This is a genomic window from Micromonospora sp. NPDC006431 (assembly GCF_042870725.1).
In the GTDB taxonomy this organism is placed as follows: domain Bacteria; phylum Actinomycetota; class Actinomycetes; order Mycobacteriales; family Micromonosporaceae; genus Micromonospora.
This window is the reverse complement of record NZ_JBIAHQ010000003.1, coordinates 435,778-456,933: the sequence shown is the minus strand read 5'-3', so window position 1 is coordinate 456,933 and position 21,156 is coordinate 435,778. Positions and strand designations below refer to the sequence as shown.

The following is a 21,156-nucleotide window of genomic DNA, read 5'->3' as shown; positions in this document are numbered from 1 at the left end:
CCGGGTGAGAGCGCAACCTTCCTCCCCGGCGCGCTCGACCGACGCCGGTCTGGTCAGCGGCGAGGCGGTGGAGCTGGACGTCCGGGCGGCCCGGCTGGGCTCCCGGGTGCTGGCCCTGCTGATCGACCTGCTGGCCCAGCTGGCGGTGGCGCTGCTGCTGGCCGTCGGGCTGTCGGTGGTGCTGTTCAGCCTGCCGTGGGACATCGTGGACGCCGCGCTGTCCGGCGCGTTGCAGACGGTGCTGGTGGTCGTTGTGCTGGTCGGCTACCCGGTGCTGATGGAACGCTTCGTCGGCGGCCGGACGCTCGGCAAGCTGGCCGTGGGGCTGCGGGTGGTCCGCGCCGACGGCGGCCCGGTGGGGATCGGCCAGTCGCTGACCCGGGCCTTGGTGGGCGTCGCGGTGGAGTGGCCGGGCCTGGTGCTGCCGCTGCTGAGCTGGGTGGCGAGCGTGACGGTGATGCTGACCGACCCGCGTGGGCGACGGCTGGGCGACCTGGTGGCCGGCACGCTGGTGGTGCACACCCGGGGCGCGGGCAGCTGGCGCCCGGCTCCGCCGGCCGTGCTGCCGCTGCTCGGCTGGGCGCGGAGCCTCGACCTGACCCGGTTGGACGACGGGTTGGCCCTGGCCGTGCGGCAGTATCTCGGCCGGGTGCACCAGCTCGCCGAGCCGGACCGCAGCCGGCTGGGCCGGCAGCTCTGGGCCGAGGTCGCCGCGGTCATCTCGCCGCCTCCGCCGTGGGCCGCGCCCGAGCCGGCGTACCTGGCCGCCGTGCTGGCCGAGCGTGGCCGGCGCGCCGCCTACCGGCTGGGGCGTACCCGAATGGTCACCGCCGCCCTCTGGCCGGAGCTGGCCCCGCCGTCGGCAGCCGCGGCCCCGCCCGCAAGCCCGCCGCCCGCGGCCCCGCTACGGCCCGCCGCGCCGGCACGCGCCGTCCCCACCCAGCCCGATCCGGTACGCGGACAGCCCACCCCGGTCGAGGCGGAGCGCTCACCCACCTGGTCCCGGCCGGCCGGGACGGATCTCGTTGATCGCTGACGGGTGACCGGCCTGACCCGCCGCCGGGCGGGTGGCTGAGGCGTCAGCGATCGACCGGTCGGGTCAGGCCGCGCCGTGCCCCGGGTGCGGCGGTCAGGAGAAGAGGGCGCGACCCCACCAGTCGGCGGCGTCGCGGACGCCCGGCGGGCAGGCGAAGAGCCCGCTGGAGACGTGCCGCAGGTACTCGTTCATCGCGTCGTTCCGGGCGAGCCGGGTCTGGATCGGCACGAACTGCCGGCGCGGGTCCCGCTGGTACGCCATGAAGAAGAGCCCGGCGTCGAGCCGGCCCAGACCGTCCGAGCCGTCCACAAAGTTGTAGCCGCGACGCAGCAGGTGCGCCCCGTTGTTCAGCGAGGGGTGGGCGAGCCGGACGTGCGCGGTCTCGGCGATCACCGGCTGCCCGTCGTCGCCCTTGGCGGCGAGGTCCGGCTCGTCGAACTCGCCGGCCCGGCCCAGCGGGGCGCCGCTGCCCTTGGTCCGGCCGACGATCTGCTCCTGCTCGGTCAGCGAGCTGCGGTCCCACGTCTCGATCAGCATCCGGATCTTGCGGGTGACCAGGTACGACCCGCCGGTCATCCAGTCCGGCCCGTCGCCGGGCTGCGCCCAGAGCTGCTCCCGAAGCAGGGTGGCGTCCTCGGCCTTCAGGTTGGCGGTGCCGTCCTTGAAACCGAACAGATTGCGCGGGGTGGCCTGGTCCCGCGAGGTCGACGAGGTACGCCCGAAGCCGAGCTGGGACCAGCGGACGCTGACCACACCCATGCCGATCCGGGCCAGGTTGCGGATGGCGTGCACCGCCACCTGCGGGTCGCTGGCGCAGGCCTGGACGCAGATGTCCCCGCCGGAGATCTCCGGCCGGAGCGCGTCCCCGGCGAAGTGCGGCAGGTCGGCGAGGGCGGCCGGACGCTTGTCGGCGATGCCGAACCGGTCCTTGCCCTGGGCGTCGCGGAACAGCGTCGGGCCGAAGCCCACGGTGAGGGTGAGCTGCGACGGGGGCAGGCCGAGCGCCTCGCCGGTGTCGTCCGGCGGAGCCTCCGGGACGCCGCCGACCGCACCGACCAGGCCGGCGTCCTTGCCCGCGGTCATCCGGGCCGCGGCGGCGGTCCACTCCTGCAGGAGCGCGACGAGCTTCGCCCGGTCCTTGGTGATCACGTCGAACGCGACGAAGTGCAGCCGGTCCTGGGCCGGGGTGGTGATGCCGGCCTGGTGCTCGCCGTGGAACGGCACCGCCCCGGCGGCCTTGTCGGTGGCCGCCGCGTGGTCGCCGCCGCCGAGCAGCGCGCCCGCTCCGCCCGCGACTCCGGCCACGCCGGCCACGCCGACCCCGGCCAGGGTGATGGCCCGCCGCCGCGACAGGGTGGTCCCGGTGCTCTGCTCGCTCATGCCGTCGCCTCCCGCCGGTCGGCGTCGCCATGGGGCCGATCCGCACTGCGCCCGATGATTCGCTTGCTCATGGCGTCACCTCCGGACCCGGTCGTCATCGGGCGACGACTGCGGCCACCTTGCTGACCGGCTCGGCCAGCGCGTTGATGCTGTCGGAGAGTTCCTTCAGCTCGGCCTTGCTGAGCTGGGTGTGGAGCTTCCAGCCGTCACCGGCGCGGTGCTTGCCGAGGGTCGACTCCACGTTGGCGAACTCGGTGTCGAGCTGCTTGACCAGGTCGGGCGAGCGCTGCTCCAGCGCCGGGCGCAGCGCGGAGATCGCTGCCTTGGAGCCCTCGAGGTTGGCGCTGAAGTCCCAGAGGTCGGTGTGCGAGTACCGCTCCTCCTCGCCGGTGATCTTGCCGCTGGCCACCTCGTCGAGCAACCCCTTGGCGCCGTTGGCGAGCTGGAGCGGGGTGAGCTTCTCGGCGTTGGCCTTCGCCACCAGCGCCTTGACGTCGGTGACCAGCTGGTCGGCGATCGGACCGTCCTTGCTGATGTCGCCGCGGGTCCAGAGGTCCTTCTCGAGCCGGTGGTAGCCGGTCCACGCCATGCCGTCCTCGATGACCTCCTCCCGGCCGTCGATCTTCGGGTCGAGGTCGCCGAAGCTCTCCGCGACCGGCTCGATCCGCTCGAAGTAGGTGCGAGCCACCGGGTACAGCGCCTTGGCCTTCGCCACGTCGTTGGCCTTGACCGCGGCCGCGAACTCCTCGGTCTTTGCCAGCAGCGCGGCGGTCTGGCTGTTGACGTAGCGCTGGTAGCTGGCGGTGGCCTCGCTCAGCGCGGCGTCGGGGGCGACGGAATCGGCGGTGCCGCTGACCTTCAGCGCGCCCCGGATGCCCCGGCCGCTCATCCCCGGCTTGCAGGCGGTCTCGTACGTCCCGGCGGGCAGCTCGACCCGCAGCTCGCGGCTCAGGCCGGGAGCGATGTTCTCCACCTCGCCCATCACCCGGTCACCGGTGGCGTACACGTAGAACTCGTTGACCTTGGACCCGGAGTTGGTCACCTTGAAGGTCACCTGACCAGCCTCGATCTCGGTGGCGCCCACCTCACAGGCGCTGTCGGTGGCCTTGACCGCGATCGGCCCGCCGGACTTCGCGTCCGACTTGTCGTCGCCACCACTGCAGCCGGCCAGGCCGGCGACGGCGAGCATCCCGGCGGCGGCGGGCACGACGAATCGAGTGGTACGCATCGGTGGTGTGTCTCCTCAGGAAACGGGCGATCAGGCGGGCTGCACGGGGCTGGCGGACGCTTCGGTGGCGGGCTTCGCCGCCTCGGCCGGCTTGGCGACCGGCTTGGCCGGCTTGCGCAGGAAGAGGACGAGCACCGGCACCGCGTACGCCACCCAGGCGACCATCTCGAGCACGCTCGGGGCGGCGGTGATGTTGAACATGCCGCTGAGCAGGGTCGCGTACCAGGTGCTCGGGTCGAGCACCGAGGAGATGTCGAAGGCGTGGTTGTTGAGGCCGGGCAGCACACCGGCTTCCTGGAAGTCGTGCACGCCGTACTTGAAGATGCCGGCGGCGACCAGGATCAGCAGCGCACCGGTCCAGGTGAAGAACTTGCTCAGGTTGAGCTTGAGGGCGCTGCGGTAGAGCAGGAAGCCGATCAGCACGGCGGTGGCGATGCCCCCGACCAGCGCGACCATGGCATCCCGGCCGGCACCGCCGACGGTGCTCTTCGCGGCGGAGTAGAAGATCAGTGCGGTCTCCAGGCCTTCCCGGATGACCGCGAGGAACGCCATGCCCATCACCGCGAAGGCGCCGACGGCGAGCGCCTCAGTGAGCTTGCCGCGCAGCTCACCGGCGATACTCCGGGCGGCCTTGCGCATCCAGAAGATCATCCAGGTGACGAAGACGACGGCGGCGACGGAGGTGATCGCGTCGAAGAGTTCCCGCGACTCCGAGGTCCGCAGCAGCGCGGTCGAGGTGTACTCGATCAGCCAGCCGAAGAGCACCGACAGGGCCACGGCCGCGCCGACACCGAGCCACACGTGCGGCAGCCGGTTGCGGCGGTTCGACTTGACCAGGAACGCGACCAGGATGCTGACCACGAGGGTCGCCTCCAGGCCTTCCCGCAGGCCGATCAGGTACGTGGCGAACATCGGTACTCCGTGATTGGTTAGGCACGCCTCAGTTAACTTAGGGCAGCCATACCTTCCTCCTGATCCGGGCCGCCGTCAAGTCGTTCAAGAGAACGTCACCCGGATCGACGGCAACCGGACAAGCGCTGGTCAGCCCACCTTTCCCTGACGGTGGCGAAGGTCACCAGCGCCATCCGGCGGCCCCACCTGACCACCGGGAGCCGGCGCGGCGCGCCGGGGCCGGCGGAATTGTCCGCGTACCAGAAAGGGACCGGGACGACCGCGCGGCGGTCGACCCCGGTCCCTTTCGGGTGTGGCTCAGTAGCGGTAGTGCTCCGGCTTGAACGGCCCCTCCTGCGGCACGCCGAGGTAGGCGGCCTGCTCCTTGGAGAGGGTGGTCAGCTTGGCGCCGAGCGCGGCCAGGTGCAGCCGGGCGACCTTCTCGTCCAGGTGCTTGGGAAGCACGTACACGCCGATCGGGTATTCGGCGGTCTTGGTGAAGAGCTCGATCTGGGCGATGGTCTGGTTGGCGAACGAGTTCGACATGACGAAGCTCGGGTGCCCGGTGGCGTTGCCCAGGTTCAGCAGGCGGCCCTCGGAGAGCACGATGATCGCGTGGCCGTCCTCGAACCGCCAGACGTCGACCTGCGGCTTGATGTTCTCCCGGGTCACGTCCGAGCGCTTCGCCAGGCCGGCCATGTCGATCTCGTTGTCGAAGTGGCCGATGTTGCCGACGATGGCCTGGTGCTTCATCCGGGCCATGTGCTCATTGGTGATGACACTGAAGCAGCCGGTGGCGGTGATGAAGATGTCGGCCTGCTCGACCACGTCGTCCAGGGTGGCGACCTGGTAGCCGTCCATCGCCGCCTGGAGCGCGCAGATCGGGTCGACCTCGGTCACCACGACCCGGGCACCCTGGCCGCGCAGCGACTCGGCGCAGCCCTTGCCCACGTCGCCGTAGCCGAGCACGACCGCCATCTTGCCGCCGATCAGCACGTCGGTGGCCCGGTTGATGCCGTCGATGAGCGAGTGCCGGCAGCCGTACTTGTTGTCGAACTTGCTCTTGGTCACCGAGTCGTTGACGTTGATGGCCGGGAAGAGCAGGGTGCCGTTGCGGTGCATCTCGTAGAGCCGGTGCACGCCCGTGGTGGTCTCCTCGGTCACGCCCTTGATGCCGCCGGCGATCCGGGTCCAGCGCTGGCCGTCCTCGGCGAGCGAGCGGTGCAGCAGCTTGAGGATGACCGCGTACTCCTCGGAGTCGGCGGACTCGACCGGCGGCACGACGCCGGCCTTCTCGAACTCGAAGCCCTTGTGCACGAGCAGGGTGGCGTCGCCGCCGTCGTCCAGGATCATGTTGGGACCCTGCCCGTCCGGCCAGGTGAGCACCTGCTCGGTGCACCACCAGTACTCCTCCAGGCTCTCGCCCTTCCAGGCGTAGACCGGGACGCCGGCGGGGGCCTCGGGAGTGCCGTTCGGGCCGACGACGATCGCGGCAGCGGCGTGGTCCTGGGTGGAGAAGATGTTGCAGGACGCCCAGCGGACCTGCGCGCCGAGCGCCACCAGGGTCTCGATCAGGACGGCGGTCTGGATGGTCATGTGGAGCGAGCCGGTGATACGCGCGCCGGCGAGCGGCTGGGCGTCGGCGTACTCCCGCCGGATCGCCATCAGGCCGGGCATCTCGTGCTCGGCGAGCCGGATCTCCTTGCGCCCGAACGCGGCGAGCGACAGATCCGCCACCTTGTAGTCGCCCTCGGCGAGGGTGGTCGGCCGGGCCTCGGACGACGCGCCGCTGGGGGTCGCCGGGAGGGTGCTGGTCATGGAAGCTCCTGTCGAACGAAGTGCTGCGCAGCTTTACCTTACGCGCGTGGCCTTCTTCACCCGTGCCCGGTTGTCCGATGACGTCCGATCCGCTCGGCGGACAGCGCACGGGGCGGTCGGTCGTGAACGGACTCTCCGCCCACGGTCCGGCCGCCCCGTGCATCCCCCCGGTTTGGTTCCCCGCGCGTTACCGGACCTTTCGTCGCGACAACGCTGCGTACTCATAGAGTCACATTGAGCGACTGTCGCGTCAAGCCATTTCGGGAAAGTCGGACTCGCCCCAGGTGGCTCTGCGGTCAGCGCAGCCCACAGGTGGCCACGAACGCCTCGCCCTCGCCGCCGATCACCAGCGGCCCACCAGCCGCGGTGCCCACCGCCGCCAGGCCCGGCCCCAGCACCACCGTGCCGACCCCGTCGTCCACCACGAGCTTGCCGACGCGGCAGAGCACCACCCGCGGGCCGGGCAGCGTCAACCGCACCCCCGGACCGCGGGCCGCCACCTCGACCCGATGCAGCGCGAAATCCTCGACCGGGACCGGCCAGGTCACCACCCCGGGCGCCACCGCGACCGGCGCGACCACCGGCTCGTCGAGCACCTCGAACCGCAGCACCCGCAACAACTCGTCCACGTCCACCCGCTTCGGGGTGAGGCCGCCGCGCAGCACGTTGTCGCTGGCCGCCATGATCTCCACGCCGGTGCCCCGCAGATAGGCGTGCAGGTTGCCGGCGGGCATCCAGATCGCCTCGCCCGGGACCAGCCGGACGTGGTGCAGCAGCAGCGCCACCAGCACCCCCGGGTCGGCCGGGTAGTCGACCGCCAGGCTCCGGGCCAGCACCGCATCCGGCCCGGCGACGTCCGCCGTCAGCACGGCCGCCACCAGCCCGGCCCGCTCCGCCTCCGGCCAGCTCAGCAGCAGGCGGACGGCCTCCCGCAGCCCCGCCGGCCCGGTGCGCAGCGCCGCCACCACCGGCTCCAGCACCGGTACGCCGAACGCCGCGAGCGCCGCCGCCGACTCGGCCGGATCCCGGAACCCGCAGAGCGCCTCGAACTCGGAGAGCGCCACCAGCAGCTCCGGCTTGTGGTACGGGTCGACGTAGTTGACCCGGTCGGTGTCGGCCGCGTGCCCGGCCCGGGCCTGCTCGGCATCCGGATGGGCCTGGAGGCTGAGCGGGGCGTCCGCGGCCAGCACCTTCAGCAGGAACGGCAGCCGGGTGCCGAACCGGCCGACCACCCGCTCGCCCAGCCAGTGCGCCGGCTCGGCCAGCAGCAGCTCAGTGAGGCTGACCTGGCTGCCGTCCCGGTCCACCGTGGCCGGGGCGCCCGGATGGGCACCCAGCCACAGCTCGGCCTCCGGCCCGTCGCTCGGCACCGGTCGCCCCTGCAACTCGGCGATCGCGGTACGCGAGCCCCAGGCGTAGTCCCGGATCCGGCCCTGCAACAGCTCCACGGTCAGCTCCCGGCCGGCCCGGCCGCCTCACCCGGTCCGGCCTCGTCGGGCTGCGGGACCGCGGTGTGCGAGGCCGAACCGGTGCCGGCCCGGTCCGCCGCCGCACTGTAGATGTCGGGCTCCAGATAGATGACCCGGGCGATCGGCACGGCGGAGCGGATCCGCGCCTCCACGGCGTTGATGCCCCGGGCCAGTTCCTCGGCCGTCTCGCAGGCCGGCACGGCGATCTTCGCGGCCACCATCAGCTCCTCCGGCCCCAGGTAGAGGGTCTTCATGTGGATGATCCGCTCCACCTCCGGGCCGGCGGTGACAGCCCGCTCGATCGCGGCGAGGTCCTTCGGCTCGGCGCCCTCACCCAGCAGCAGGCTCTTCGTCTCGACGGCCAGGATGATCGCGATGGCCACCAGCAGCACGCCGATCATCGCGGTGCCGAGAGCGTCCCACCGGCCGTTGCCGGTGGCCAGCGTCATGCCGACGCCGAAGAGCGCGAAGACCAGACCCACCAGCGCGCCGAAGTCCTCCAGCAGCACCACCGGCAGCTCCGGGGCCTTGGCCCGGCGGATGAAGTGCACCCAGGACTGACGGCCCCGGATCTGGTTGGACTCCTTGATGGCCGTACGGAAGGAGAAACCCTCCAACACGATCGCGACCACCAGCACGATCACCGGCACCGCCTGCCATTTGGTGATCGCCTCCGGGTGCGACCACTTGTGGTACGCCTCGTACAGCGCGAACAGACCACCGAGGCTGAACAGCACGATCGACACGATGAACGCGTAGATGTAGCGCTCCCGGCCGTAGCCGAACGGGTGCTGCGGAGTGGCCTCCCGCTGGGCCCGCCGGCCGCCGAGCAGCAGCAGCCCCTGGTTGCCGGAGTCGGCGACCGAGTGGATCGACTCGGCCAGCATCGACGACGAGCCGGTCAGCAGGAACGCGACGAACTTCGTGACGGCGATGCCGATGTTGGCCAGCAGGGCGGCGACGATCGCCCTCGTGCCCCCGTTCGCGCTCACGCCGCCGCCTCGCTTCGCTCGCCGGCGACGCGAGGCGCCGCGCCACTGAGCCTGATGGTTCGCTCGCTCACGGGTTTGCCAGCTCCTTCATCTCCGTGACGGCCGGTACGGCCATCGGGTCCAGCCCGTGGGCCAGGGCGAGGTAGACCGAGGCGAAGTCCGGGACCGCGATCAGCGAGGCGAGCCGCTCCAGCGCCGACCCGCCCTCGGCGGTGACCACGTCGCAGCGCACCCCGCGCCGCTCGGCGAGGGTCTGCACCGCGTCAGCCCGGCGTTCCTCCACGGCGAGCGGCTCGTCGGTGTCGTCCTCGGCGTTCAGGCCGCCGTCGCGCAGCAGCACCAGCCGCAGCCGGGTGGCATCGCCGCCCGCCTCCTCCGGGTCGGCGAAGATGTCCCGCTCCCCCTCGGCCAGCCCGCCGAAGACGCCGTCGAGCAGGCCGACCCGGCCCCGGCCCGCCTCGCCCAGCGCCCCGGTGGTCACCGGGTAGCGGGCGTTGGCCGAGAGCGTGTCACCGAACCGGCGGGCAGCCACCGTGGCCAGCGGCGACGAACCCCACACGATCGGGATCGACCCGGCCAGGCCCAGGGCCAGCGACTTCGCCGGGTTGACGAAGGACTCGGCGGTAGGCCGGGACCGGTCGGCGTCCGCGTCCAGCCGGGCCGCCGTCTCGGCCAGGTCCGCCTCGTTGACCTTCACCAGCCCGAGCGTACGGGCGGCGAGCAGGACCGGAACGGTGAGCGCCCAGAGACTGGCCCGCGCCGGGGCGCGCCGGGGCACCGGGATGAACGGCGCCCGAGCCCGCTCGGCCACCGACTGCAACTGGGAGTCCGGAGCGCCGACGGCGACCAGCCGGGCCCCCCGCCGGTGCGCGGCCTCGGCGGCACCCAGCGCCTCGGGGCTGCGGCCGGAGGCGCTGACCGCGATCACCACGTCCGCCGCGCCCACCCAGCCCGGGACACCGGCGCTGCGATGCGGGATGACGGGCACCGGGCAGCGCGGCCCGGCGACCGTGGCCAGCACGTCCCCGGTCCGCCCAGCGGTGCCGATGCCCGCGATGACCACGGCCCGCGGCCGCCCCTCGTCGGCGAGCACGCTCAGGTTCGCCTCGGCAGCCAGCGCCGCCGACTCGCGCACCTGGGCGCCAGCCGAGGCGGTGAACCGGAGCATGCCGCCGGGATCCTGCTCGGCGAGCAGATCCGGGTTGTCCAGCAGCGACTCGTCCGCGTGCCGATGCCCGCTGACCCCGGCCGTACCCTCCATCACCGCTGCGACCCCGAACCGCCACGCGCGTCGTCGCCCGCGGGCCCGCCGCGCGCCTCGTCCAGCAGCAGCACCGGCACGTCGTCGCGGACCTCGAAGATCCGACCGCACTCCGTACAGGTCAGCGTCTGCGCCTGCGGGTCGTAGTCGAGCGGGGCGTGGTGTGTGTCCGGGCAGGCGAGGATCTCGAGCAACTGCGGGTCCAGGGCCACGGCGCGGCTCCTTCCACGTATGCGGTCTCACCGGTCGGCGGTGCCGTCCGGCGCACGCGATCTTATCGGCGAAGCTGTGCCGGCACCGCGCCACCGAGCGAGATCATCTCGACCTCCTCGAACGCCCACCGGCCGCCGTGGCGGCGACACCACTCATGTCGCCACCACACACCGTCACCGTAACCCCCGGCGGGCGGCCGGGCCCGGGCTCAGCGGGGCGGGCGGGGCAGCACCGTGGTGGCATCGCCGCCGGCAGCCGGGTCCGGGCTCAGCGGGGCGGGCGGGGCAGCAGCGTGGTGGCGTCGCTGCCGGCAGACGCCGGCGGTTCGCCAACTGGGCGGTCTCCCGCGGCGGGAGCGCCGTACACGTTGCCGGTGGGGCGGGGCGCCGCGGCCCCGCCGTAGACGGTGGGGGTGGCCGGCTGCTGCCCGTACACCTGGCCCGCCGGGGCCCCCGAGCGGTACGTGGTGCCAGCGCTGCGCGGCAGCGGGACCGGCGGGTAGCCGGTGCCCCCATGGGCGGCCTTCTCCGCCCGGTTGCGGCGCACCAGCAGCACGATGAGGGCGGCGCCGACGAGCACCAGGGCGATACCGACCCACATGATCGGGGAACCTCCGGAGGATGTCTCGGCCGCCGCGGCGCTGACCCCGGCGCTCGGGGCGAACGCGGCCGCCACGGCGGTCCCGCTGTCGGCCTCGCCCGCCGGCGTCGTCGCGGCGCTCGGGCTGGGGGTCTGGGACGGCTTCCGGGTCGGCGTCGGGGACGGCGTCACGGCCTTCGCCCCGCCCACCACGCGGGCCTCATCGGCTGCCCGGCCGATTTCCCGGCCGACCGCGGTGGTCGCCTCGCCGACGACGATCACCCGCCCGCCGGGCGCGCCGTTCAGGAAGGCGACCCGGTAGCGGACCGTGATCTCCTTGCCTTCGCACAGGTTCGGCTTGGCCGGGGACGTGGACGATGTGCGCACCGTGCCACCGCCACCGGAGACCGGCACCGGCCACCAGCGCCCGTCATAGTTGACGTGCACTTCGACCTGGTTGGCCGCAAGGCCGTCGAGCCGCAGGCCCAACACGGTCCGCAGCAGCACACAGCCGTCGGTACGCTTGCGCACCTCGACCGCCACCGTGCCGGGCGATCCGCCGACCTTGAAGCTGTCCCCGACGCGCACCGACACCCGGTCGTCCTCGGCGAACGCCGGAGACGCACCGACGGCCACCAGGCCGCCCAGCATCACGCCGACCATGGCCAGTCGCGCCATGTGCCGCCTCACCGACATCTCCACCTCACCGTTTCCACCCCGTCCGGGTCCGCCGGTCAGGGTACTACCGGGTCTGGCCGGTACCCGCCCATCGAGCGCTCCACATGTGCGCCGCGACACCTCCTCCGGCCCCGACAGCCTCGGCGCCCGCTGATCAGGGCAGCCCGCCGACAGCCGCCCGCGAGCACGCCGGTGGACGCCCGGCGACGGACGATCGGGGCCCTGCGGATAGCCGCCCGGCGAGCGATGGCGGACCGTCAGGCGAGCGCGGCCGCGAGCGCCTGCCGGCACAGCCGGTCGGCCGTCCGGGTGGTCTCCGGCAGCCGGTAGCGCGGCGTCAACGCGAGCACCCGGTCGACCGCGTTGTCCAGGCTCATCCGATGGCCGACGCTCACGAACACCGGCTTCACCCCGTCCCGGGTACGCAGCACCCGGCCGACCACCTCACCGCTGTCGCGCAGCGGCGTCCAGGCGCCCCGCGCCGGGCCCGGCTCGTCCCACTCACCGACCAGCGGAGTCTTGCCCACGCCGATCGCGGGCAGCCCGGTGACCAGGCCGAGATGGCAGGCCAGCCCGAACCGGCGCGGGTGCGCCAACCCGTGCCCGTCGCAGACCAGCAGGTCGGGACGGACGGTCAGCCGGTCCAGGGCCTCCAGCAACGCGGGCAGCTCGCGGAAGGCGAACAGCCCCGGCACGTACCCGAAGGCAGGCCGGCCCACGCTGACCGCCTCGTCGACCACGGCCAGGGTGCTCGCGTCCAGCACGGTGACGGCCGCCGCGAGCCGGTCACCGCCCTCCGCGTACGCGACGTCGAGGCCGGCCACCGTCGTGGGCGCGGTCGGTCCCGGCCCCACCAGATCCACCCGCGACCGCAACTCCTCCTGTACGCGCAGCGCCTCCGCAGCGTCGGCCGGCGGCAGGTACGGGATTCCCCCAGCCGTCACGACCGATCGGACTTCCGGCCGACGCCGGTGAACGCGATCCCGAACGCCACTCCGATCCCGATACCCATGGCGATGCCTCCGGCGCCACCGATGGTGAGCAGCCCGATCACCAGGCCCAGCATGATCCCCGTCGCCCAGAGAGCGGCCTTCCGCGTACCCGTCACCACCTCACGGTAGCCAGCGGATCAGTCCCGGGCCGGGAAGAGGTAGGCACGGGCCTCTTTCCGCCCACCACTCGCGCAGCAGATCGGCGTGCCCGGTGCCCAGGTCCGGCGTCGCGGCCACCAGGTCGCCGAGCCATCCGCAGCGCAGTTACCCGCTGCTCAAGAGGCGGTGGTGGCGATGGTCGGGTCAGCGCCCGGGTCACCGGCCCGCTGCAGCTGCTCCTCGAACATCACGAACGTCCGCCGCCGGATGCCCTTGATCAGCGCCTGCTCATGCGGCGTCGGATAGCGGCGCTCCTGGCGTAGGGTCTCCTCGATTGCCCGTACCGTCTCGTAGAGCGCGTAGACCGGCCCCTCGCCCCGCAGATAGTGGCCACGGTCCTGCTCGGTGTGCCAGACAAACTCGTCGCGGGATACTTCGTGGATCTCGTCACCACCGACGAAGAGCACCTTGTCAATGAGGTTGTTTGCAGGTCGCCAGCCGCCGGTATCAGGCGACAGCCGCCACCCGGCAACGCCACCGTCCGACGTTTCCACCAACTTGACGGGTGAGTCGTAGTAGGTGAAAAACCTCGGCAGTGCCAGGCCTCTCAGCTGGGTCATTGCTGCGGCACCTCTCGGAATCCTTCAATTGCCCTCCAGTAGATGTCCTGCACACGCACTAGTAGGCCATCCCGGATCGCCCTCTCCACCTTCGTCAGCGGCCGTCCATCAGACTCGGTCAGCGCATCGAGATCCCGTCGGACCTCGTACAGCGCATGCTCCCACTCCGCCACATGCTCGACCGGGGCCAGCTGCAGTCGAAGCTCAGCGACGTGCCCGTTGGACAAGCGCAGGTTCAGAAGTATGTCTCGGTATCCGCTGCCCTGCGGGGACACGAAGCGGTCCTTGATGTCGAGCATGACGACTTGCGGGTCGACAGCAAGGCGGCTGAGCGCCCGATAAATATCGTCGAGCTGGTCAAACTCCACCTTGGCAGCGGCCAGATCCTTCAACCGCGATACATCGTTTTCATACTCCACAAGCTTGTCCAGCACCCGCTCGCGGTCCTTCGGTCGGCTCCGCCAATCGGGCCGGCCGCGATTCCCGGCAACAGTGCTGGCGATGTCGTTCAACTCCGGCTGTGCCACCGCAGCCTCGACGTAAAGCTTCTCCACATACGCAAGGCGATAGCCCTCATCCTCCTGTCGCGCACGGTCGAAGCCAGGTTGCCGAGTGTCTTGCCTGCGGGCGGCCACCTCGCCGCTCAGCTGGCGCTGCTCGTCGGTCACGGGCGTTGGACGCGGGATGGGCTCGTCCACCGCGATGAGCGCGTCCGGGCCATGCTGGGCCAGGTCGTTGACCACCTCGCCGAGGACGTCGATCGCCTCTTGATGACTGGCAAGGTGGTGGAGAGTCAGCGGCCGCGCGGTGAGCGAGTTGGCCAGTTCGGGCGTGGCCAGGATCATCCGGACCAGCTCGGGATGCTGCGTCAACTGCCGCACCATCGTTTCGGCCAGCAGCGGCTCGCCGCGCGGCGGCGCCTCCCAGGTCTGGTCGAGCATTCGCTGGACCCGTGGATCGGCGAGCAGCCGCGCCACGTCCCGGGCCGCCGCGTCGTCCAACTCTGGAGCCAGCCGCCGCAGGGCCGGCGCGTCCAGGTGGTGCGCCAGCTCGACCGGGGTCACCCCGGCGGCGAAGACCTGATCGAGGTTCGCGCTCGCAGCGATCGCGTCCCGGACGAAGAGTCCGGCGGAGATCCGCTCGGTGTGCGCATCAAGGTGCGCCCGCCGCACGTCGTCCGCGTCGGGAGCTGGCGCGTTGCCGGGGTACGACGGGCCGTCCGCCCGGTGGAACGTGGTGGACTCGCCGAGCAGGTGGACATGGTTGAAATCCGGCGGGTCGCCCCCACCGTCGTACGGTGCCGGTGGGTCGGGCGGCCGGGGCGGGTCGGGTCGCTCCAGCGGATCGGGCAGGCAACTGAAGTCGCCGGGTGGGCGGCCGGTGAGCGGCATCGGCCGGCCGTCCGGGCCAAGCACTAGGGCGTCGATCCCCACCACGTTGGTCTCCTGGGACACGCCGCTGTGGGTGTAGAGCGGGCGATCCCAGACCGAACCCCATTGCGGGTCGAGGTAGAGGACGGTCCCGTTCTGGTTCAGCGCCACCCAGGCGTGCGACCCGCCGCCCTGCCAGCTGGTGATGACGAACGCGTAGCTGCCGTGGCCGCCCGCGAGCAACTGCCCGTGCAGGTGGTGGTAGCCGGTCTCGACCATCTGCCGCAGGCCGAGGTCGGTCGGGGGTTCGTCCACGCACAGCTTCTGGAACCGCCCCCCGGTGACCTCCTCCACCCGCAGCGGTCCGTCCTCCTCGCCGCCGATCGGGCTGCGGACGTCCCCCATCAGGTAGCCGTCGAAGGTACGCGGGGCGGAGACCCGCGGTCGGCCGTGCAGCCAGGTGTCGTAGAGCGACAGGGTGCAGTCGAGGCAGTTGATGCTGCGCGTCGCATCCGCCTGTGGGCCGCCGTCGTTCGCGAGCTTGAACCAGCCGCCGTACCGGGGATCGGCGGTCCGCACCACGCTGCCGTCCGGGTAACGCGGCATCTGCCGTTCCAGGTCGGTCTGGTGCAGCGCAAGCGGCGGACGCAGCCCACCCCGCACGCCGTAGCGGCGGGAACGGTCGATTGGCAGGGGGTGCCCGTCACCGGTGAGGGCGGAGGCGTCGGATGTCTCCACGGCGCCGGGCGCGAGGTCGGCGACGTCGTCGTTGATCCGGTAGAAGTCCGCGTCGTCCTCGATTAGCACCGCGTCCGGCACGAGCGACCCGGCGAGGACCAGCTGGGCCTCGTCGCGCAGCACGTTGGCTTCGTTGCTGGACTCGCGCGCCTCGCGGTACCACCGCTGCGCGGCCAACTCTCGACCGGCTCGACGGAGTTCCGTGGCCTGAGCTGCCCAGTCGCTGGCCCGTTCGTCGTGGTAATCGGCCTGCTCGCGAAGCCAAGCCGCCCTCTGCTGGCGCCGATTCTCCTCGTACCACTGCCGCTGGTCCTGTAGGTATGCCTGGTAGCGGCGTCGGTCGAGGGCTTCCCGCTCGGCGGCTCGCCGCGCCGCCAGTTCCTCGGGTGTCGGCCGGCGGGGCGGGAGCGGATCGAAGGGGCCAGGCAGGGCCGGCGACGGGTCGCGGGCGGGCCCGGGTGCCGGCGCCAGCGTCTCCAGCAGCGGGAATCTCGGGTTCGGCGTCGGCCGGTTGTCCGGGCCGGTGACCGCAGGCCCGGCTGCGGGATCGACCGGGGGGCGGGCGGTGTGGTGAGCCGGTGGAGCGGTGAGCGCCCCGGCCTGCGGGGAGCCGCCGGCAAGGCGGTCCGCGGCGGTGGGGGACGCCCCGTTCGGCTGCGGCAGGCTGGGCGACGGGCCGCTCACCACCGTCGGTGCCGCGCTCGCCTGCACCGGAGCCGCCTGGTTCGGCGTGGTCAGGTCGGTCGAGGTGATGGCGGGCATCGGAGCCGGCCTCGGCTCGGCGGCCACCGGATGGGTGGCCACGACCGGCGCTTCGACCGCCACCGAGGAGAGCGTCGGGGTGGCCGGCACGTGCGACGGCCGAGCAGCGGAGTCTGCGGGCAGCGCGGCGACACCCGCCGACGGCTGCTCCGGGTGAACGGCTGACGAGAGCTGCCCCGCCGCCGGAACCGCCTCGGCGAGCCGGGTGGGATTAGGCGTTGCGCCCCGACTGTCCGTCGCGCCGGGATGAGGAACGTCCGGCTGGGCTGCGGAACCGGCAGCGGTGCTGCCGAGCGGGCCGGTGAGCGGCCCGACCGAGTCGGGCATCCGCTGGGTCGGGATGTGGCCCGACTCGCCGGTTGGAAGCGGAACGGCCAGGTCCACCGGCGGCGCGGAGAGGCCGGCGAGCTTTCCGTCGAGGCGGTGGTGCATCGCGGTCTCGGCCTGGCTGGTGGCCGAGCCGCTGACGCCGGAGACGGCGGCGCGAGCCAGGTCCTCCAGCGACACGCCCTGCCCGGTGGCCAGCCCGGCCGCACCCTCGGCGAGCGTTTCGCCGGCCATCTCCCGCCCGAAGCGCTCCCCCACCTGGGCGAACGTTCCGTGCGCGTGCCGGCCCAGCCCGGCCAGCGGCGCCACCGCACCACCGGCGAAGCCACCGAGCCCCGACATGCCCACGTCGGTCAGGTCCAGGCCGTCCCGGCGTCCCGTCGAGTTCTGGTACGCCTGGGTCGCCAGGCTGGTGCCCGCCTCCTGCCCGGCCTCCACCAGGCCACCGATTGCGGCACGCCGGGCGAGGCTGCGGGCGCCGCTCTTGACGACCTCCTTCGCGGCCCGCTCGCTGGCCTCCTTCAGCCCTTCCTTGAGGGCCTTGCGGGCAAGTTGTGCCACGAGCCGCTTGAAGATCTGCTGCACGACGACTCGACTGGCGGTGATGGCCGCGCCGGCGGCCGGTGACGCCGCGCCGAGCGTCAGCACGGTCACGACTGCCAACGAGAGCAGCTCGACGACCAGGATGCCCAGCTCGATCCAGGCCTCCAGCTTGGCGCCCTCGATGTCGCAGCCGCAGGACTCGACCAGCTTTCCCAGTTCGCCGGTGACCGCGAGCAGGACCGGCAGGGGGGCTTCCGCCCCTTCGGCGACCCTGTGCCAGGCGGTGTCGAACGCCTCCGCCACCAGCCCGACGCCGCCGTATCCGCTGCGGATCTCGCCCGCCGCGTCGGTCGCGTCGGTCCGCGGGCCGGCGAGAATACCGGCGACGCCGTACCACTGGTCGGCGAGGTCCCAGACGGCACGCTCGTTGCCGTCCGGCCACTCCACGCCGACGACCCAGTCCAGGGCCTCGTAGATCCAGCCGGGCACGTCCCAGGGGCAGTAGTCGAGCGGGTGCGGGATCGGGCTGGGCAGCATGCTCACGCGCGGATCCTCCGAAGGTCAGCGCCAGTGCCGGTGCGGGGTGTGCTGCTGGTGCGGGATGTCGCCGAGTTGGCGGGCGTTGGACAGGTCGGTTGCCACGGTGGCTGTCACGGACCGGACCACGTCGCTGCCCAGCCCTTCGAGGGATCGGCCCAGCATTTCCCAGACGCGCAGCAGCGTCTCCTCGTAGCCGCGGTAGTGCTTTTCGAAGGCGGCACCGATGTCGTCCCGACCCCACGGTCGCTGCGCGCTGGCCTCCGCGATCGCCCCGCCGGCGCCCCGCCGCGTGGCGCTGACCGCCTCTGCGGCGAGGGTCAGGTCGGCACCGCCGCGGCGGGCCCGGTCCGGGTCCAGCCAGATCTGCCCCTCCGCCACGTCAGTCTCCGCGGGAGAGGACGACGTCCGCCCGGCCGAGCAGCGCGCCGAAATCGTTGGTACGCAGGTATTCCACCGACGGTGAGCCGGGCGGCAGGTAGCCGGCGACCAGCTCCTGGGTCGCGGTGACCGCGGCGGCCGACGCCCGAAGCACCGTCGTGGTGATCTTCCGGCTCAGCGCCTTGGCATCCCGGTCGTGGAAGACCGATGGCGCAAGCTCAACGCTGATCAGCTCGCCCCGGGCTCCGACCAACGCGGTCACCTGGCCGTCGTCGGAGCGCTCGGTCACCCGCAGCTCGGCGAGCCTGGTCTGGAGTTCGTCCAATCCGGACCGAAGTCGCTGGTACTGGCCGTACACCTCGTCGAAGCGCGCACGCAGCGCGCGGTTCGCGTCCCGGTCCGCGCTCTCGGCCACCGCCACCCCTCTCCGTCACCGTCAGTAGGCCAGACCATACCGGGCGCCACAGAATCCGTGGGGTCCGGTAACTTCGGGCTGTGATCGAGCGACAGCAGGCCGAGCAACTCGCCGCCATCTGGGCGGAGCGGGATTCCGAGCGGCTGGGATTCCCGTGCACGCCAGTGGTCGAGGAGTTCGAGCTCGGCTACCTGATCATGTCCGCCGTGTCGCCCGACGCCCGCGCCCTCCCCGGCGACCTGCCGACCACTGTGGTCGACAAGGAGACCGGTGAGCTGTCAACCTGGCCTCGGCTGCCGTTCGACGCCGTCGCACAGATGTTCCGGCAGCGCCGGCCGCCGGAGCCGCGCCCGCCCCGTACGGTCGACCCGGCGAGCCAGTTGCTCCGCGAGATCACCCGGCTTCCCACGCCCGGCGGGGTTGGGCATCTCACCCTCGACGGCCGCGTCCACGTGGCCCGCGGAGCGAAGGGCGACATCGACCTTCACCACCACCCGCTGGTGCGGTCCTATCTGGATGGGCTGCCGCCCGGCCACCTGGTCCGGGGCGGCGAGCGGCACGCCGAGATGATCGTCGTCTCCGACGTGCTGCACGAGCACGACCATCGCCGTGCCGCGGATGGTCGCTCTCCTATAAACCTCGAAGAAGCGAGGACGGTGCTCGGCAGCGCGAAGATCGAGTTCTTCCGTGTCCGCGAGCCGGGTGATCCTGCGGCTGGGACGGCCGAACTCCGCTGTGCCTCCTGCATCAGATTCCTGGTGCATTTCAACGTGCTGCCGTGGTCCGAGCTGGCCTATGCCGAGGAATGGCAGGCTGAACCCCAGACCGACCCGGACCCGGGCCGGTTTCCTCCAGATGTCGCAAACGCTCTTGTTGTCGCGGGCTGGCGTCCCCACTTCGGCGACGAGGTCCTCGCCGCCGCCTCGATCCGCAAGATCACCGAGGTCAGCGGTCGACGCCATGCGCACGCAAACTTTCCGGCCGCTCTGGCGACCATCACCGCGTTTCCTGGTCTCGTCGGCGCGCGGCAAGGCCCGGGAGAACAAGTTTGGATCTCCCGGTTCAACATTCGTCCGCGCCATGTAGCGCATACCGCCGACACGCTCGCGGATTTCGGGGCGGTGCTGGGCGTACGGCTCTTTCCACTCGGGACGGAGCGCCAGGAGAGCATCATCGCCGTCGACGAGCAGGGGCGGATCTTCGCGCTCGACCAGGCCGGCGAGTGGTTTCTCGGCCCGGACATCGACGCCGCCCTGACCACCCTGCTGCTCGGCCGCGCCCCCGCCCGGGTACGCGACGACGGCACCTGGTGACCGGGCGGGCCAGGAAGCTACAGCGCCAGCCCGGTCAGGACCATCACGCGCGGCTCCGTGTAGTCCTCCATCGCGCTGCGCAGCCCTTCCCGCCCGACGCCGGAGCCCTTCACCCCGCCGTACGGCATCTGGTCGGCCCGGTACGACGGCACGTCTCCCACGATCACCCCGCCGACGTCGAGCGTCCGGGACGCCAGGAACGCGGTCTGCAGGTTGTGCGTGAAGACGCCGGCCTGCAGACCGTACGCCGAGTCGTTGACGGCGGCGAACGCGGCCTGGTCGCTCTCGACCCGGGCGACCACCAGCACCGGCCCGAACACCTCTTCCGCACTGACCTTGGCCGACGAAGGCACCCCGGTCAGCACGGTCGGCGGGTAGGTCGCGCCCTCCCGCCGGCCGCCGACCTCGATGGTGGCGCCGGCGACGACCGCCTCGTCCACCCACGCCTCGACCCGCTCGGCCGCCGCGACGGAGACCAGCGGGCCGACGTCGGTCAGCTCGGAGGTCGGGTCTCCGGTCCGCAGCGCCTCCACGGCCGCGACCAGCCGGGGCAGGAAGCCGTCGTAGAGCCATTCGTGCACGTACACCCGCTGCACGGCGATGCACGACTGCCCGGCTTGGTAGTTGGAGAAGGTGGCGATCCGGTGCGCGGCGAAGGTCAGGTCCTCGTCGGAATTCCAGTCCTCGCAGATCACCGCCGCCGCGTTGCCGCCAAGTTCGAGGGTCACGTGCTTGTCGGGGACGGCCCGGCGGATGGCCGCGCCGACCGGACCGGAGCCGGTGAACGACACCACCGGCAGCCGGGGGTCGGCGACGAGTTCGGCGGCGCGCTCGTTGGGCAGCGGCAGCACCGAGAACATCCCCTCGGGCAGCTCGGTCTCGGCGAGGATCTCGCCGAGCAGCAGCGCGGACAGGGGGGTGGCCGGGGCCGGCTTGACGACGATCGGCGCGCCGACGGCGATGGCCGGGGCGACCTTGTGCGCGACCAGGTTCAGCGGGAAGTTGAACGGCGCGATGCCCAGCACGGGCCCCTTCGGCACCCGCCGGACCAGCGCGATCCGCCCGGTCGCCGCGGGGTCGGTGTCCAGGCGTTGCAGTTCTCCGGAGAAGCGTCGGGCCTCCTCGGCCGCCCACCGGAACGTGGAGACCGCCCGGCCCACCTCGGCCTTCGCCCACTTGACCGGTTTGCCGTTCTCGGCGGTGATCAGCGTGGCGACCTCGTCGGCGCGTTCGGCGAGCCGCCGGGAGACGTGGTCCAGGGCCGCCGCGCGGGCGTGCGCGGGCAGAGCCGCAGCCGCCGCGGCCACGCCGGCGGCTGCCGCGACGGCGGCCTCGACCTGGTCGGGCGTGGCGAGGGTGGTACGCCCGACCGTCCGGCCGTCGTACGGGTGGGTGACGGTCAGCTCGCCCTCGCCGTGAACGGGGCGGCCGGCGACGAAGAAGGCTCTCGGCTCCACGACCGGCAGCGTAGACGACGCCACCCTCACGCGGAAACAGTTGCCTTAACCCTTGTC

The 21,156-nt window shown here is 72.3% G+C and carries 18 protein-coding genes; 2 read left to right on the top strand and 16 right to left on the bottom strand.

The window, feature by feature from the left end; genetic code table 11:
• The first annotated feature begins 4 nt into the window (after positions 1 to 4).
• Complete coding sequence (locus ACFYM6_RS08530) at positions 5 to 1,036, top strand: RDD family protein (protein WP_387273522.1); 1,032 nt, start codon at positions 5 to 7, stop codon at positions 1,034 to 1,036.
• Between the two features lie 93 nt (positions 1,037 to 1,129).
• Here ACFYM6_RS08530 and efeB read toward each other — a convergent pair whose 3' ends face one another.
• The 15 genes from efeB to ACFYM6_RS08455 all read right to left on the bottom strand — a co-directional run bounded on the left by efeB (position 1,130) and on the right by ACFYM6_RS08455 (position 18,329).
• Positions 1,130 to 2,416 carry an iron uptake transporter deferrochelatase/peroxidase subunit gene (gene efeB / locus ACFYM6_RS08525; protein ID WP_387273520.1) on the bottom strand — a complete coding sequence of 429 codons (1,287 nt, stop codon included), beginning with the start codon at positions 2,414 to 2,416 and terminating at the stop codon, positions 1,130 to 1,132.
• Positions 2,417 to 2,510: 94 nt separating this feature from the next.
• Positions 2,511 to 3,644: an iron uptake system protein EfeO gene (gene efeO, locus ACFYM6_RS08520; RefSeq protein ID WP_387273518.1), complete on the bottom strand. Its 1,134-nt coding sequence runs from the start codon at positions 3,642 to 3,644 to the stop codon at positions 2,511 to 2,513.
• A 30-nt stretch (positions 3,645 to 3,674) separates the two neighbouring features.
• Complete coding sequence (efeU, locus tag ACFYM6_RS08515) at positions 3,675 to 4,556, bottom strand: iron uptake transporter permease EfeU (RefSeq protein WP_387273516.1); 882 nt, start codon at positions 4,554 to 4,556, stop codon at positions 3,675 to 3,677.
• 297 nt (positions 4,557 to 4,853) lie between these two features.
• The gene (ahcY, locus tag ACFYM6_RS08510; RefSeq protein ID WP_387273514.1) at positions 4,854 to 6,353 is read right to left on the bottom strand and encodes an adenosylhomocysteinase; all 1,500 of its coding nucleotides are present in this window, start codon (positions 6,351 to 6,353) and stop codon (positions 4,854 to 4,856) included.
• A gap of 296 nt (positions 6,354 to 6,649) precedes the next feature.
• Complete coding sequence (gene manA, locus ACFYM6_RS08505) at positions 6,650 to 7,801, bottom strand: mannose-6-phosphate isomerase, class I (protein WP_387273512.1); 1,152 nt, start codon at positions 7,799 to 7,801, stop codon at positions 6,650 to 6,652.
• Positions 7,802 to 7,803: 2 nt separating this feature from the next.
• Positions 7,804 to 8,814, bottom strand: coding sequence for a cation diffusion facilitator family transporter (locus tag ACFYM6_RS08500; RefSeq protein ID WP_387273510.1), 1,011 nt, complete (start codon positions 8,812 to 8,814; stop codon positions 7,804 to 7,806).
• Positions 8,815 to 8,881: 67 nt separating this feature from the next.
• Positions 8,882 to 10,078, bottom strand: coding sequence for an SIS domain-containing protein (locus tag ACFYM6_RS08495; protein ID WP_387273508.1), 1,197 nt, complete (start codon positions 10,076 to 10,078; stop codon positions 8,882 to 8,884).
• Positions 10,075 to 10,287: a Trm112 family protein gene (locus ACFYM6_RS08490; RefSeq protein ID WP_073832817.1), complete on the bottom strand. Its 213-nt coding sequence runs from the start codon at positions 10,285 to 10,287 to the stop codon at positions 10,075 to 10,077. Before ACFYM6_RS08490 ends, ACFYM6_RS08495 begins: the two co-directional genes overlap by 4 nt.
• Before the next feature lie 268 nt (positions 10,288 to 10,555).
• On the bottom strand, positions 10,556 to 11,563 hold the full coding sequence (locus ACFYM6_RS08485) for a hypothetical protein (RefSeq protein ID WP_387273506.1): 1,008 nt from the start codon (positions 11,561 to 11,563) through the stop codon (positions 10,556 to 10,558).
• 239 nt (positions 11,564 to 11,802) lie between these two features.
• On the bottom strand, positions 11,803 to 12,489 hold the full coding sequence (gene nfi / locus ACFYM6_RS08480) for a deoxyribonuclease V (protein WP_387273504.1): 687 nt from the start codon (positions 12,487 to 12,489) through the stop codon (positions 11,803 to 11,805).
• On the bottom strand, positions 12,486 to 12,653 hold the full coding sequence (locus ACFYM6_RS08475) for a hypothetical protein (protein WP_387273502.1): 168 nt from the start codon (positions 12,651 to 12,653) through the stop codon (positions 12,486 to 12,488). The genes nfi and ACFYM6_RS08475 overlap by 4 nt, the downstream gene beginning before the upstream one ends.
• A 159-nt stretch (positions 12,654 to 12,812) precedes the next feature.
• Complete coding sequence (locus tag ACFYM6_RS08470; RefSeq protein ID WP_387273500.1) at positions 12,813 to 13,256, bottom strand: hypothetical protein; 444 nt, start codon at positions 13,254 to 13,256, stop codon at positions 12,813 to 12,815.
• On the bottom strand, positions 13,253 to 17,533 hold the full coding sequence (locus ACFYM6_RS08465; protein WP_387273759.1) for a toxin glutamine deamidase domain-containing protein: 4,281 nt from the start codon (positions 17,531 to 17,533) through the stop codon (positions 13,253 to 13,255). The genes ACFYM6_RS08470 and ACFYM6_RS08465 overlap by 4 nt, the downstream gene beginning before the upstream one ends.
• A 24-nt stretch (positions 17,534 to 17,557) precedes the next feature.
• Positions 17,558 to 17,914, bottom strand: a complete 357-nt coding sequence (locus ACFYM6_RS08460; RefSeq protein ID WP_387273498.1) for a hypothetical protein — start codon at positions 17,912 to 17,914, stop codon at positions 17,558 to 17,560.
• 1 nt (position 17,915) lies between these two features.
• Positions 17,916 to 18,329 carry a YbaB/EbfC family nucleoid-associated protein gene (locus ACFYM6_RS08455; RefSeq protein ID WP_387273496.1) on the bottom strand — a complete coding sequence of 138 codons (414 nt, stop codon included), beginning with the start codon at positions 18,327 to 18,329 and terminating at the stop codon, positions 17,916 to 17,918.
• Between the two features lie 80 nt (positions 18,330 to 18,409).
• On the opposite strand from ACFYM6_RS08455, the gene ACFYM6_RS08450 reads away from it, so the two are divergent.
• A complete protein-coding gene (locus tag ACFYM6_RS08450; protein ID WP_387273494.1) occupies positions 18,410 to 19,642 on the top strand; it encodes an SUKH-3 domain-containing protein in 1,233 nt (410 codons plus the stop codon).
• A gap of 17 nt (positions 19,643 to 19,659) precedes the next feature.
• Here the strand turns inward: ACFYM6_RS08450 and ACFYM6_RS08445 are convergent, their stop codons facing one another.
• Positions 19,660 to 21,099, bottom strand: coding sequence for an aldehyde dehydrogenase family protein (locus ACFYM6_RS08445; RefSeq protein WP_387273492.1), 1,440 nt, complete (start codon positions 21,097 to 21,099; stop codon positions 19,660 to 19,662).
• Positions 21,100 to 21,156 lie beyond the last annotated feature (57 nt).

What these genes read in the sequence shown, in the direction of transcription:
- efeO (WP_387273518.1), bottom strand. Translation starts at nt 3,644, where the DNA reads ATGCGTACCACTCGATTCGTCGTGCCCGCCGCCGCCGGGATGCTCGCC.
- ACFYM6_RS08470 (WP_387273500.1), bottom strand. Translation starts at nt 13,256, where the DNA reads ATGACCCAGCTGAGAGGCCTGGCACTGCCGAGGTTTTTCACCTACTAC.
- ACFYM6_RS08465 (WP_387273759.1), bottom strand. Translation starts at nt 17,533, where the DNA reads ATGCTGCCCAGCCCGATCCCGCACCCGCTCGACTACTGCCCCTGGGAC.
- efeU (WP_387273516.1), bottom strand. Translation starts at nt 4,556, where the DNA reads ATGTTCGCCACGTACCTGATCGGCCTGCGGGAAGGCCTGGAGGCGACC.
- ACFYM6_RS08485 (WP_387273506.1), bottom strand. Translation starts at nt 11,563, where the DNA reads ATGTCGGTGAGGCGGCACATGGCGCGACTGGCCATGGTCGGCGTGATG.
- efeB (WP_387273520.1), bottom strand. Translation starts at nt 2,416, where the DNA reads ATGAGCGAGCAGAGCACCGGGACCACCCTGTCGCGGCGGCGGGCCATC.
- ahcY (WP_387273514.1), bottom strand. Translation starts at nt 6,353, where the DNA reads ATGACCAGCACCCTCCCGGCGACCCCCAGCGGCGCGTCGTCCGAGGCC.